11 protein-coding genes are annotated in these 12,328 nt (G+C 66.1%); 4 read left to right on the top strand and 7 right to left on the bottom strand.

Annotated elements, in window-relative coordinates:
• Positions 1 to 54: 54 nt before the first annotated feature.
• Positions 55 to 1,170, top strand: a complete 1,116-nt coding sequence (locus tag H7F36_RS02660; protein ID WP_187053218.1) for an NADH:flavin oxidoreductase/NADH oxidase — start codon at positions 55 to 57, stop codon at positions 1,168 to 1,170.
• A gap of 13 nt (positions 1,171 to 1,183) precedes the next feature.
• Here the strand turns inward: H7F36_RS02660 and H7F36_RS02655 are convergent, their stop codons facing one another.
• The 4 genes from H7F36_RS02655 to H7F36_RS02640 all read right to left on the bottom strand — a co-directional run bounded on the left by H7F36_RS02655 (position 1,184) and on the right by H7F36_RS02640 (position 6,534).
• Positions 1,184 to 2,482, bottom strand: coding sequence for an MFS transporter (locus tag H7F36_RS02655; protein WP_187053217.1), 1,299 nt, complete (start codon positions 2,480 to 2,482; stop codon positions 1,184 to 1,186).
• A gap of 114 nt (positions 2,483 to 2,596) precedes the next feature.
• The gene (locus H7F36_RS02650; RefSeq protein WP_187054771.1) at positions 2,597 to 3,199 is read right to left on the bottom strand and encodes a redoxin domain-containing protein; all 603 of its coding nucleotides are present in this window, start codon (positions 3,197 to 3,199) and stop codon (positions 2,597 to 2,599) included.
• 237 nt (positions 3,200 to 3,436) lie between these two features.
• Positions 3,437 to 5,719, bottom strand: coding sequence for a protein-disulfide reductase DsbD family protein (locus tag H7F36_RS02645; protein WP_187053216.1), 2,283 nt, complete (start codon positions 5,717 to 5,719; stop codon positions 3,437 to 3,439).
• Positions 5,716 to 6,534, bottom strand: coding sequence for an alanyl-tRNA editing protein (locus tag H7F36_RS02640; RefSeq protein WP_187053215.1), 819 nt, complete (start codon positions 6,532 to 6,534; stop codon positions 5,716 to 5,718). The genes H7F36_RS02645 and H7F36_RS02640 overlap by 4 nt, the downstream gene beginning before the upstream one ends.
• Before the next feature lie 127 nt (positions 6,535 to 6,661).
• On the opposite strand from H7F36_RS02640, the gene H7F36_RS02635 reads away from it, so the two are divergent.
• Positions 6,662 to 8,020 carry a PQQ-dependent sugar dehydrogenase gene (locus H7F36_RS02635; RefSeq protein ID WP_187053214.1) on the top strand — a complete coding sequence of 453 codons (1,359 nt, stop codon included), beginning with the start codon at positions 6,662 to 6,664 and terminating at the stop codon, positions 8,018 to 8,020.
• Positions 8,021 to 8,058: 38 nt separating this feature from the next.
• On the opposite strand, the gene H7F36_RS02630 is transcribed toward H7F36_RS02635, so the two are convergent.
• Together H7F36_RS02630 and H7F36_RS02625 are read right to left on the bottom strand one after the other, a co-directional pair.
• On the bottom strand, positions 8,059 to 9,069 hold the full coding sequence (locus H7F36_RS02630) for a zinc-binding alcohol dehydrogenase family protein (protein ID WP_187053213.1): 1,011 nt from the start codon (positions 9,067 to 9,069) through the stop codon (positions 8,059 to 8,061).
• A gap of 58 nt (positions 9,070 to 9,127) precedes the next feature.
• Positions 9,128 to 9,925 carry an SDR family oxidoreductase gene (locus tag H7F36_RS02625; RefSeq protein ID WP_187053212.1) on the bottom strand — a complete coding sequence of 266 codons (798 nt, stop codon included), beginning with the start codon at positions 9,923 to 9,925 and terminating at the stop codon, positions 9,128 to 9,130.
• Between the two features lie 34 nt (positions 9,926 to 9,959).
• Here H7F36_RS02625 and H7F36_RS02620 point away from each other — a divergent pair, with 34 nt between their 5' ends.
• Together H7F36_RS02620 and H7F36_RS02615 are read left to right on the top strand one after the other, a co-directional pair.
• On the top strand, positions 9,960 to 10,811 hold the full coding sequence (locus tag H7F36_RS02620; protein WP_187053211.1) for a creatininase family protein: 852 nt from the start codon (positions 9,960 to 9,962) through the stop codon (positions 10,809 to 10,811).
• Positions 10,808 to 11,611, top strand: a complete 804-nt coding sequence (locus H7F36_RS02615; protein WP_187053210.1) for a molybdate ABC transporter substrate-binding protein — start codon at positions 10,808 to 10,810, stop codon at positions 11,609 to 11,611. The genes H7F36_RS02620 and H7F36_RS02615 overlap by 4 nt, the downstream gene beginning before the upstream one ends.
• Before the next feature lie 37 nt (positions 11,612 to 11,648).
• Here H7F36_RS02615 and H7F36_RS02610 read toward each other — a convergent pair whose 3' ends face one another.
• Positions 11,649 to 12,287 (bottom strand): YbhB/YbcL family Raf kinase inhibitor-like protein, encoded by a 639-nt coding sequence (locus tag H7F36_RS02610; protein ID WP_187053209.1) that lies wholly within the window; start codon positions 12,285 to 12,287, stop codon positions 11,649 to 11,651.
• Between the last annotated feature and the right edge of the window lie 41 nt (positions 12,288 to 12,328).

Here is a 12,328-nt window from a genome sequence, read left to right as displayed (position 1 = left end):
TCGAGGGGCCGCATTGTTGGCATGCTTGAAACGCCCCCCTACCGGAGTTTGCTCGTGAGTGCCCTTTTTTCGCCTTTCACCTTGCGTGATCTCACGGTGCCCAATCGCATCGTCGTCTCTCCCATGTGCCAGTACTCCGCGACCGACGGGCAAGCCAATGCATGGCATCTCATTCATCTCGGCGGCCTCGCCTTGTCGGGGGCGGGCATGCTGATCATCGAAGCGACTGCCGTGGAGGCACTCGGCCGCATCACACCGGGTGACCTCGGCCTGTGGGACGACGTCACCGAAGCGGCACTGGTGCCCATGCTGGCCGCCATCCGACAGGTTTCGAACACGGCTGTCGTGATGCAAATCGCCCATGCTGGCCGCAAGGCATCGAGCCACGTGCCGTGGGATGGCGGGCAACTTATTCCAGCCGACGCGCCGGACGGTTGGGTGCCGCACGCGCCGTCGGCCGTGCCGCAGAAAGCAGGCGAAGCGGCATCACTGGCGCTGGATGCCTTCGGCTTGCAGCGCGTGCGCGATGCCTTCGTCGCTACGGCGAAGCGTGCAGCGCGGCTCGGCATCGACGGCCTGGAAATTCACGGCGCGCACGGCTATTTGCTGCACCAGTTCTTGTCGCCCATTAGCAACCAGCGCAACGACGAATACGGCGGGTCGCTCGAGAACCGGATGCGCTTTCCGCTCGAAGTGTTCGACGCGGTCCGTGCCGCTTTCCCCGCCGACAAGCCGGTCGGGCTGAAAGTTTCCGCGACCGATTGGGTCGAAGGCGGATGGGACATCGGGCAGACCATTGCGTTCGCCAAGGAGCTGAAGACGCGCGGCGTCGACTGGATCGACGTCTCCTCGGGCGGCATCTCGCCACTGCAGAAAATCACCGTTGGTCCCGGTTACCAGGTGCCTTTCGCCAAGGCGGTCAAAGACGCCGCGGGCGTGACGACCATGGCTGTCGGCCTGATCACCGAAGCGCGTCAAGCCGAGGACTTGATTGCCAGCGGGCAGGCCGACTTCGTCGCGCTCGCCAGAGCGATGCTGTACGACCCGCGCTGGGGTTGGCATGCCGCGGCAGAACTGGGTGCGACCGTCGAAGCGCCGCCGCCGTATTGGCGCGCGCCGCCGCGCGAGCATCAGGCCGTATTCGGCAAGACCGCGTTCGGCGCGCGTTGACGCGGGCTTCAGCTCAGGCCGGCACGCCGTAAGGCCGCGGCGCTTGCCGCCGGTACAGCACCAGCGTGGCGATCAGCCCGCACATCGCAGCCGCCGTCATCCACAAACCGGGAGCGCCCTTGTCGCCCGTCATCTCGATCAGACCGGTCGCGATGGCCGGCGTGAAGCCGCCAAAGATGGCCGTCGCCAGGCTGTATGCCAGCGAGAAGCCGGCGGTGCGCACGTTGACCGGCATCACCTCGGTGAGCGCCACCACCATCGCACCGTTGTAGCTGGCGTACAGGAACGACAGCCACAGTTCGACTTCGAGCATGTGAATAAAGCTTGGCGAACCGACCAGCCATTTCAGCGAGGGGTACGCGGTGAAGATCGCCAGCACCGTGAAGATGATCAGCAGCGGCTTGCGGCCCACGCGGTCCGACACTGCGCCCATCACCGGCAACCAGATGAAGTTCGAAATCGCCACGCACAGCGTGACGATCAGCGCATCGGTCGTGCTCAGGTGCAGCACCGCCTTGCCAAAGGTCGGCGTGTACACGGTGATGAGATAGAAGCTCACCGTCGTCATCGACACCAGCATCATTCCGGCGACCACCAGGCGCCAGTTGGCGACCATCGACTGGAAAATTTCCCTCGCATCCGGCCGGTGCTTGCGCGCCATGAACTCTTCGGTTTCCTGCAGCGAGCGGCGCAGGAAAAACAGCACCGGCACGATCAGGCAACCGACGAAAAACGGAATGCGCCAGTAGAAGTCGGTGACTTCGACCTGAGTGAAGGTCACGTTGAGCCAGTAGCCCAGCGCCGCCGCGACGACGATCGCCACCTGCTGGCTGGCCGATTGCCACGCCACGTAAAAGCCCTTGTGGCCAGGCGTCGCCATTTCAGACAGATACACCGACACGCCGCCCAACTCCACGCCGGCCGAAAAGCCTTGCAGCAAGCGGCCGATCAGCACCAAAACGGGCGCCGCCAGGCCGATGGTCGCGTAGCCCGGCACGCAGGCGATGAGCAGGGTGCCGACCGCCATCAGCGCCAGCGTGACGATCAGGCCCTTGCGCCGTCCGACCCGGTCGACGTAGGCGCCGAGAAAAATGGCCCCGAGCGGGCGCATCAGAAAGCCCGCGCCGAAGGTCATGAAAGTCAGCATCAAGGATGCGAACTCGTTGCCGGTCGGAAAGAACGCCTTCGAGATCTGCGTGGCGTAGAAGCCGAACAGAAAGAAGTCGAACATCTCCATGAAATTACCGCCGGTCACGCGCAGGACGGTGGCGAATTTCGAGGAGGAGGCGATGGAAGTCGTCCCTGGGGTCATGGTCAGCGTCTCACGTCGTTGGCGGGCAACTCGCGAAGCTAGCTCACCGCACTTGACCGGAGGCTGACTCTATTGGTCAGCTTTGGTCCACGCCTGCGTTCAGGCCTGGACCGGCTAGGCCTTGTACCGGACCGAGTTCCCGTAGGCGCGCGTCGTTGCAGCCGAAATCGGCTTGCCGCCGAAGGCTTCGCCCAACGCTTGGTTCACGTAGTTGGTCGCGGTCTCGACGTCATCGGGCCGAGACGATGCGATGCTGTCGATGGCGCCCGCGTAGACCAGCATCCCCGTGGGATCGACGATGGAGATATGTGGCGTGGTGCGCGCACCGTAAGCCTGGCCGATGGCACCGTCTTCGTCCATCAGCACAGCGCTCGGCGCGGCACCGTGCTCTTTCATCCAGCTGTCGAGCGCGGCCGGCTTCAGGTAGTCGCTGGCGGCGCGTTCGGTCGAGCTGATGGACAGCCAGACCACGCCCTTGGACGTTGCGGACTTTTGGGTGGCGGCCATGTTGCCGCTGCCGTAGTGCTTGCGAACGAAAGGGCAGCCAGGGTTGGTCCATTCGAGCACCACGAACTTGCCGGCGAAGTCAGACAGCTTGTGCTGCTGGCCGCGGGTGTCGACGGCGATGAAGTCGGGCGCCTGTTGGCCGACGGACGGCGCTGCGAAGGCGGTGGTGCCCACCAAGAAGGTGGCGCCAAGCGCCACAGCCGCCGCCATGACGGCGCGGCGCGAGGCGCGATCGAGGGCGGCACGGGCGTTGCGCGCGGTCTGCGCGACACGGCGGGTGCGGGATGGAGAAGACGAGGGCGTCGCTGATCCGCGGGATTCGCTGGATTCAGTTTGGGAAGGAGATGGCTGGGCCAACTTGGACTCCTGACAGTGAAAAATCTAACACTGACGACAGCTTAGGCCGCTTTTCTAACGCCGGTGTGACAACCCGTAGCCGCCCGAGTCTTACAGCGCCGCGAGCGCTGCCCGGACCTCTTCTGCGCTGAGGATTTCTGTCATGACGACCGGCGCTTTCCCTGCAACGTGCAGCACATAGACCGGCACGCCGCTGCGGCCCAGCGCCGTCAGGGCGGCGGTGATCGTCGGGTCCTGGCGGGTCCAGTCGGCGCGCAGCAGCGCCACGTTGCGCGCCTCGAAATCAGCCAGCACCGCGGCGTTGTTCAAGGTCGCCTTCTTGTTGTACTGACAGGTGACGCACCACGCCGCAGTGAAGTCGACGAACACCGGCCGGCCTTCGGCATTGAGTTCGGCCACGCGCGCCGCCGACCACGGTTGCCAGCGCGCGCCACTCGCAGCGACCGCCGGTTCGACCGTGCGCACGATGTTGCCGCCGATGGCGACCACCACCGCCGCGCTGCACACCACCAGCAAGCCCGAGACGAGCATGCGAGTGCGGCCGCGCAGCGTGAACGACCAGGCGAGGGCAGAGAGGCACACCAGCAGCCCGAGCAACGCGCCAGCACCGTCGATGCCGCTTTGCTGGCCGAGCACCCAGACCAGCCAGGCGACGGTGGCGAACATCGGAAACGCCATGACATGCCGCAGTGTTTCCATCCAGGCGCCCGGCTTTGGCAGCAGCCGTGCGACCGCTGGAATGAAGCCCGCTGCCAGGTACGGCAAGGCCAGCCCGAAGCCGAGTGCGGCAAACAGCATCAGCGCCTGCGCAGCCGGCAGCGCGATGGCGAAGCCGAGCGAGGCGCCCATGAAAGGCGCCGTGCAGGGCGAGGCGATGACGACGGCCAGGATGCCCGACAAGAAGTCGTTGGCGACCGGGTGTTTGACCTGCGCGGCGCACAGCGAATGCGGCACCAGGATGCCGAACTGGAACACGCCGACCAGGTTGAGCCCGATCATCGTGAAGAGGCCGGCCAGCACCGCAACGACCACCGGCGACTGCAATTGAAAGCCCCAACCCATTTGTTCGCCGGCGGCACGAAACATCAGCATCGCACCGCCCAGCGCCAGGAACGACAACATCACGCCGGCCGTGTAGGCGACGCCGGCGCTGCGGTGGCCGCGCTTGTCGCCAGCCTGGCGTGCGAAACCCAGCACCTTGATCGCCAGCACGGGGAACACGCACGGCATCAGGTTGAGCAGCAGGCCGCCGATGAAGGCACCGAAGAGGGCGGCGATGAAGCTGCCAGCAGTGGCTGAGTTCGGGGCCGCAGCCGGTACCGCAGCCGCGTTGGCAGCCAGCGCGGATTGCAGGGCCGGCGAGACTTCAGCGCGCGGTGCGGAGGTCGGCCAGATGCCGGAGACAGGCGCTTCGGCACGCCATGCGATGGGCTGGCCGGGCTGCCGGTCCGACACTGCCAGTGTCACCACCACCGGCATGACGGTCGGGCGGGCGCTGCGCTGGTCGGCCAACGGGATGGTGGCGGTCCACGCCGCGCCGTCCCACGCCTGCGTCCAGTCCTTGCCCGGAATCGCCGCGGTATGGATCACGTCGCCGGTTTCGGGGAAGAAGCCGAGCGTCTTGCCCTGCACCGCGGCGGGCAGGCCGTCGAGGCGCACCTTGAGCGTCTTGCCCTGCACCTCGATCGTGCCGGGCCGGGCGAGCGAGACCGGCTGCGCTGCCAGCGCCGCGTCGAAGCCGGCTTTGTCGAGCGCGGTCGAGCCCTGAACCGGAAGTTTGAGAGAAAAATCGCCCTGCTCGGGAATGCATTCCTGCCGGCACACCAGCCACGACGCCTTGAGCCGGATGTCGATGTCGGGGCTGCCAGTCAGCGAGGTGGCGGGCTTGAAGTCGGGCGCGACCGTGAGCGGCACCGGCAACACCACCGTGCCTTCATAGCCGTAGTTGGCCAGCGTCCCGACCGCGATCTTTTCGGGCACCGGCCAGGCAATGTCGCCCGCGGTGATGCCGGGTGGCAGCGTCAGCGCCAACTCGGTTGGCAAGCCGGAATCGCCAGCGTTCTTCCAGTAGGTGTGCCATTCCGGCTGGTGGGCGATCTGGAGGCCGACCCATACTGGGGCGCCAGGCGCCACGCCATCGGGCGCATAGGCGATGAGTTCGGCGCGCACGTGCGAGGTGGTGACGACCGCGCTGGTCTTGGGCGACAACTGGGCGTGGGCCGGAAAGCTGAGCGACAGCAACGCTGCGACGGAAACGAGAGCCGCCGTAGCGCTGATGCGTGCCGCTTTGGACGCGTCACTGGACAACGTCCGGGACAGTCCCCTCACGCCGGACGTCGGTCGAGCGGGGAGAAGCGATGGGGAGGGGTTCATGCCGGAGTGTCGGAGCGGGGAGTGATCGGGTTAGTTCCGGTCGGCGCGGCCCAACCGAGGACGACCCGTCGGCTGTTAGCGCTTTTCTTCTCTATCTTCGTCACCACCACGGCGCCGATCTCCGACGTGTTTGCAACATGCGTGCCGCCGCAGGGCTGGAAGTCGATCTGCTCGCTTTCCTCCTCGCCGTTGCCAGTGCGCCCGATGCGGATCGTGCGCACTGTGCCGCTGCCACGCGGCGGCTGCACGCTCATGCTCTTGATCAGCGCCGGGTTGGCATCGAGCTCGGCATCCGTGATGGCGCCCACCGCCAGCGGATGCGCTGCGGCCACGAGCCGTGCGAGGCCGGCGGTCAGCGCGTCCTTGTCGAGCGGCTCGGTCATATGAAAGTCGAGCCGCGCGTAGTCGGGCGTGATCGAGCAGCCGTTGACCGGTTGCGGCACCAGATGGCACAGCAGATGGGTGGCGGTGTGAAAGCGCATGAGTCGATGGCGGCGTTCCCAGTCGATGCGAGCCATGACGCGATCGCCCGGCTGCAGCGTGGCGAGCAAAACGGCATCGTCAGCCTGATTGGGCGCCGGCAAATGAACGATCTCGGCGGTCGGCTTGCCGTCGGCATCTTTCGCCTTGCGGGTGTCGACGATGACGATTTCGCGCCCGTCGGCCAGCGTCAAAACGCCGCTGTCCCCGGCCTGACCGCCGCCCAGCGGATAAAACACGGTGCGGTCAAGCACGATGCCCGCATCGTCGACGCGCACGATATGGGCTTCGCATTCGCGCAGGTAGGCGTCGGTGCGGAACAGGTCTTCGGTCATGCGGCATGGTAGCGGCGATGCGCCAAAGGGGGGCGCTCACGGCAGAAAGCGCCTGTCGCCGACAGCGTTCGCCTGCCAGTGGAGCAAGCTGTTGGGACGTCCGATCGACGTGCAAGGAGAATTCCGAATGAACCGATTTACGACGCGCCGGCCCGCCGGGGTGCTGACCGTCATGGCTGTCGCCAGTGCAGTGCTGCTCGCCGCTTGCAGTGAAACCGCCAAGCTGCCGCCCGAACGCACGACCGGCCCCACACCCCAGCTGGCCGCCCCCAACCCGACGCTGATTCCCACCGTCAACATCGCACCCGCCGTCGGCTGGACCGACACCGCCGGGCCGACGCCCGCCAGCGGGTTCGCGGTGACGGCCCTGGCGCGCGGGCTCGACCATCCGCGCTGGGTCTACGTGCTGCCGAACGGCGACGTGCTGGTGGCCGAAAGCAACAAGCCCCCGAAGCCGAACGAGCCCAAGGACGGTGGCGACGGCCTCTTCGCGCAGATCAGGCAAAAGATCATGGGCATGGTCATGAAGCGTGCCGGCGCCGGCACGCCCAGTGCCAACCGCATTACGCTGCTGCGTGACACTAACAACGACGGTGTGGCGGAGGTCAAGGAAATCTTCCTGCAGAACCTGACTTCGCCCTACGGCATGGTGCTGGTCGGCAACGAACTCTTCATCGCCAACGCCGATGCGCTGGTAAAGGTGCCCTACACCGAAGGCCAGACCAAGATCACCGCAGCGCCCACGCTGGTGACCGACCTGCCGGCTGGCATCAACCACCACTGGACCAAGAACGTCATCGCCAACCGCGACGGCACCAAGCTCTATGTGACGGTCGGCTCCAACAGCAACATCGGCGAGAACGGCATACCGGCTGAAGAAGGCCGAGCCGCCATCTGGGAAGTCGACGTCAAGAGCGGCGCCAAGCGACTCTTCGCGAGCGGCCTGCGCAATCCGAACGGCTTGGGTTTCGAGCCCGACACCCAGGTGCTTTGGACCGTGGTCAACGAGCGCGACGAGATCGGCAGCGACCTGGTTCCCGACTATCTCACCTCCGTCAAGGACGGCGCTTTCTATGGATGGCCGTGGAGCTACTACGGGGGCCATGTCGATGTGCGCGTCTCGCCGCAGCGGCCCGACATGGTGGCCAAGGCGATCCCGCCCGATTTCGCACTCGGTTCCCACGTGGCGCCGCTCGGCATGACCTTCTCCAACGCGCGTGGCATGCCGGGCGACTTCGCCAATGGCGTGTTCATCGGCGAGCACGGCTCGTGGAACCGCAAGCCGCTGTCGGGCTACAAAGTGGTGTTCGTGCCCTTCATCGGCGGCCGCCCTAGCGGCGCGCCGGTCGATGTGCTCACCGGGTTTCTGACTGCCGACGAGAAAGCGCAAGGCAGACCGGTCGGCGTCGCGCTGGACAAGTCGGGTGCGCTGCTGGTGGCAGACGACGTGGGTAACGCTGTCTGGCGGGTGTCGAAGGCGAGGTAAGAGCGCCGGGCCGGGCCGAGACGGGCTAGACGTCTGGGCTAGAACCCCTGCAGCACGACCTTCCCCTGTGCCCTGCCGCTCTCGACCAGCGCATGTGCCTTTCTCAAGTTGGCCGCGTTGATGGTGCCGAGATTGGCGTTGACAGTCGTGCGGACCTTGCCAGCGTCGACCAGCGCTGCGACTTCGGCCAGCAGCTTGCCCTGCTCGTCCATGTCGGGCGTCTCGAAACGAGAGCGCGCGAACATCATTTCCCAATGCAGTGACAGGCACTTGGTCTTGAGCGGCATCGCGTCCAGCGTCGGCATGTCATCGATCACTGCGATGCTGCCCTGCGGCTTCAGGCTTTCGATGATCTGCGCGTAGTGCTGCACCGTCTGCGTGAGGCTGGCGACCATGTCGACCTCGCCGAAACCACCGGCCCTGAGCTCGGTTGCAAGCGGCCTGGAATGGTCGATGACCGCATGCGCGCCGAGGTCCAGGCACCACTGGCGTGTCTCCGCGCGCGACGCGGTGGCGATGACCTTCAACTGCGTGAGCTGACGGGCCAGCTGAATGAGGATCGAGCCGACGCCACCGGCACCGCCGACGATCAGCAGCGTCTGTCCGGCGCCACCGCCCTTCGGCACGCCGAGCCGATCGAACAGGAGTTCGTAGGCGGTGATCGTGGTCAACGGCAGCGCGGCCGCTTGCGCATCGTCCAGGCTCGTCGGTGCCTTTGCCACGATGCGCTCGTCGACTGCGTGCAGCTCGCTGTTGGCCCCCGGCCGCGTGATCGAGCCGGCGTAGTACACGCGGTCGCCGACCTTGAAGTTCTTCACCTCGGCGCCGATCGCCTCGACGAGGCCGACCACATCCCAGCCCAGTACCTTGGTCTGGCCGGGCTCGGGTGCGGCGTTCTTGCGCACCTTGGTGTCGACCGGGTTGACCGAGATCGCTTTCACGCGCACCAGCAGGTCGCGCGGGCCGGGGCTGGGCGCGGACAGCTCGAAGTCTTCGAGCGCCGCAGGATCGTCGATGGGCAATGCGTGGCGGTATCCGACAGCTTTCATGAATCGTTCTCTCTTGCTTTCGATCGGTATCGATCGGTTGTTGTCGTTGTTTGTGGGATCACACCATCGGTGTCACGGCGCCGTCCATCGCCAGGATCGCCCCGGTGATGTAGCTGGCTTTCGACGATGCCAGAAACACCACCGCGTTGGCGATTTCTTCCGGCGTGGCGATACGGCCGAGTGGCAAGCGCGCGGTGGCGCGCTTCAGCGCCTCGTCCATGTCGATGCCTTGTGCCTTGGCGTCGACGGCCAGGCCTTCCTGCAGCCGGGTGGTGAGCGTGAGGCCGGGGTTCACCGCATTCACGCGTACGCCCCGCGGCGCGTAGGCGACAGCCATGCCGGCGCTGACCAGCATGAGCGCCGCGTTGGCCGCGCCGCCCGGCATGTGCACGGGGCTCGCGACCTTGCCGCCGGCGCCGACGACGTTGACGATGGCGCCACGACCTCGCTGGCCCATGCGCTTGACCACCGGATCGATCATGTGGATGGTGGTGAAGTACTTCGCTTCCATCGCTTCATGCCAGACCATGGCGTCGAGCAGATCCGGCGGTGTGCGTTTGGCGGCACCGGCTGAGTTCACCAACACGTCGACCGGGCCGAAGTTGCCTTCGGCAGCGTCGAGCGCCTCGATCGCCTCGGAGGGCAGCTTGAGATCGGCGGCATACAGCGCCACGCGGCTGGCGGCGTCGGCCAGTTGCTCAACGAGCGTGCGCTTGGCCTGGTCGAGATTCGCCTGGTCACGCGAGACCAGGCTGACGCGCGCGCCTTCGCGCAGAAAACCGAGCGCGCAAGCCAGGCCGATGCCTTTGCTGCCGCCGGTGATGAGGATGTGCTGGTGTTCGAGTTGAAGGTCCATGCCGCCAATTGAAACACCGCTCTAAGATTGCTGCATGACCGCATCCAACGCCAGTGCCCCCAGTGCCGCCAACACTATCGCGCCGCATCGCTTCTGGGCCGACCTGACGACGCGCGACTTCGCGGCGCTCGACGCGACCCGCACCGTCGCGGTGCTGCCGCTCGGCGCGACCGAGCAGCACGGGCCGCACCTGCCGCTGGGTGTCGACACGCGGCTGGCCGATGGCATCGTCGCCGCCATGCTCCCGTTGTTGCCGACCGATGCATCGGTGCTGGTGCTGCCGACGCAGGCGATCGGCCTGAGCCCGGAGCACGCACGCTTTGCCGGCACGCTGACGCTGTCGGCCGAAACGCTCATCCGAATGTGGAAAGAGATCGGCGCCGGCGTGGCGCGTGCCGGCATCAAGAAGCTGGTTCTGTTCAACGCCCACGGTGGGCATGTCGGTGCTATGGACGTCGTGGCGCGCGAACTGCGCGAGGCGCACGACCTCATCGTCTACAGCGTGAGCTGGTTCAATTTGCCGCTGGGCGACGCAGGCACGCAGTTCGGTGCCGACGAGCATCGCTTCGGCGTGCATGCCGGCGACATCGAGACCTCGATGGTGCTGGCGCTGCATCCTGAACTCGTCCGCATGCAGGCGGCAGAAGACTTTGCGTCCGCATCTCGGCAGCGCGCCGCGGACTACGCCATTTTGGGCAACGGCAAGAGCGCCAAGCTGGGCTGGGCCATGCAGGATTACAACGCGCAGGGCGCGGCTGGCAACGCGCTTGCGGCGACGGCGGTGAAGGGGCGCGCGGTGGTCGAAGCTGCTGCGCGACAACTCGCGCTGCTGCTCGCCGAAGTGGCACGCTTGCCCTTGTCGATTTTGGGAAAGGACCCGGAATGAAAACGAAAACGAAAACAGAAACAAGCACACCTATCCGATCGGCGGGAAGATCGCTTGCTGGCATTGCCTGCGCAGCGTCCCTGGCCTTCACGCCGGCTGCTTTCGCCGACACGATCAAGGTGCTGACATCGGGCGCCTTCAAGCAAGTGGTGCTGGCCTTCGTGCCCGCCTTCGAAGCTGAAACCGGCAACAAGGTCGAAGTCGCGGATGGCACCGCCGGCGCCCTGCAAAAGCGTGTCGACGGCGGTGAGGCATTCGACGTGGTGGTCATCACGCCGGCGGCACTCGCGCGATACGCCGAGACAGGAAAGGTCGTGCCGTCCAGCGTTGCCACCCTGGCAAAAGTCGGCGCTGGCGTGGGTGTGAAGGCGGGCTCGTTGTTGCCGGAGATCCGCACGGTCGAACAGTTCAAGCAGACGGTTCTGAACGCCCGCGCTGTCGCGTACATCGACCCGGCAGCGGGGGGCTCGAGCGGCATCTACCTGCAAGGCTTGTTCGATCGGCTCGGCATCGGTTCGCAGGTCGCGGCCAAGGCGGTGCTCGTGCAGGGTGGGTACTCTGCGGCCAAGCTCGTGACAGGCGAGGCCGATCTGGCGATCCAGCAGATCAGCGAGATCCTGCCGGTAGCCGGCGTCACGCTGGTCGGGCCACTGCCTGAAGAAATCCAGAACTACACCAGCTATGCCGGCGGGGTCGGTGCGGCGTCGATGCATGCGGCCACGGCGCAAGCCTTCATGTCGCGCATGACCGGTGCGGGCGCGGCCGACGTCATTCGTTCCAAAGGCATGTTGGCGCCCTGACGTTATCGGTCGCCGCTCGGCCTTCACCGGCCCCTGATCAGCCGGCGGCTGGCGTCATTCCGAAAGGCACGGATTCGGTCTTGCCCACCTTGACCGAGCCGTCAGGCCGCTCGCAGGTGCCGATCAGCAATCCGCTCGCCACGGCTCTCGCACGCAGCGCATCCACGAGCTCGTCGCGCCCCGGTGTTTCGGAAAACGCCTCGCCGGGCTTCAACGCGAAGACTTGAAATGCATAGCGATGCACACCGTGACCGGGTGGCGGATCGGGCGGCAACCAGGCCGACTGCAGATAAGAGTTGCGACCGGTGTGCAGGCCAGTGCCGTCGTGCTCCGAACTCGCGAGTGCGCCTTCGGCGATGCCGCCGTCCTGCGGTGGCAGGTCGACCACGATCGCATGCACCAGCGGGTTGGGCGTCGGCGAGTCGGCGTCTTCCACCAGCAGCACCAGGCTCGCGACATCGGCCGGTACCTTGGCCCATTGCAGCGGGGGCGAGTGGCCGATGCCGTCGGCCGTGTAGCGATCGGGAATGGGTGCGTGATCGACGAAGGCGAGGCTCGAGACTTCGATCGCCGCGAGCCCGCTGCGCAGGCCGAGCGTGTTGAATACGAGTTGGTCGAGGCCGGCACGCACATCGTGCAATGCGTGACCGATGACGTCGGGTAATTTTTCAAGCATGGGACGAGGTATAGCGCGCCTGTCCGGCGCGGGTTGTAGGA

It is taken from the genome of Variovorax sp. PAMC28562 (assembly GCF_014303735.1).
Taxonomy (GTDB): domain Bacteria; phylum Pseudomonadota; class Gammaproteobacteria; order Burkholderiales; family Burkholderiaceae_C; genus Variovorax.
This window is presented reverse-complemented; position numbering and strand designations above follow the sequence as displayed.

What these genes read in the sequence shown, in the direction of transcription:
- H7F36_RS02655 (WP_187053217.1), bottom strand. Translation starts at nt 2,482, where the DNA reads ATGACCCCAGGGACGACTTCCATCGCCTCCTCCTCGAAATTCGCCACC.
- H7F36_RS02650 (WP_187054771.1), bottom strand. Translation starts at nt 3,199, where the DNA reads ATGGCGGCGGCTGTGGCGCTTGGCGCCACCTTCTTGGTGGGCACCACC.
- H7F36_RS02645 (WP_187053216.1), bottom strand. Translation starts at nt 5,719, where the DNA reads ATGAACCCCTCCCCATCGCTTCTCCCCGCTCGACCGACGTCCGGCGTG.
- H7F36_RS02640 (WP_187053215.1), bottom strand. Translation starts at nt 6,534, where the DNA reads ATGACCGAAGACCTGTTCCGCACCGACGCCTACCTGCGCGAATGCGAA.
- H7F36_RS02635 (WP_187053214.1), top strand. Translation starts at nt 6,662, where the DNA reads ATGAACCGATTTACGACGCGCCGGCCCGCCGGGGTGCTGACCGTCATG.
- H7F36_RS02630 (WP_187053213.1), bottom strand. Translation starts at nt 9,069, where the DNA reads ATGAAAGCTGTCGGATACCGCCACGCATTGCCCATCGACGATCCTGCG.
- H7F36_RS02625 (WP_187053212.1), bottom strand. Translation starts at nt 9,925, where the DNA reads ATGGACCTTCAACTCGAACACCAGCACATCCTCATCACCGGCGGCAGC.
- H7F36_RS02620 (WP_187053211.1), top strand. Translation starts at nt 9,960, where the DNA reads ATGACCGCATCCAACGCCAGTGCCCCCAGTGCCGCCAACACTATCGCG.
- H7F36_RS02615 (WP_187053210.1), top strand. Translation starts at nt 10,808, where the DNA reads ATGAAAACGAAAACGAAAACAGAAACAAGCACACCTATCCGATCGGCG.
- H7F36_RS02610 (WP_187053209.1), bottom strand. Translation starts at nt 12,287, where the DNA reads ATGCTTGAAAAATTACCCGACGTCATCGGTCACGCATTGCACGATGTG.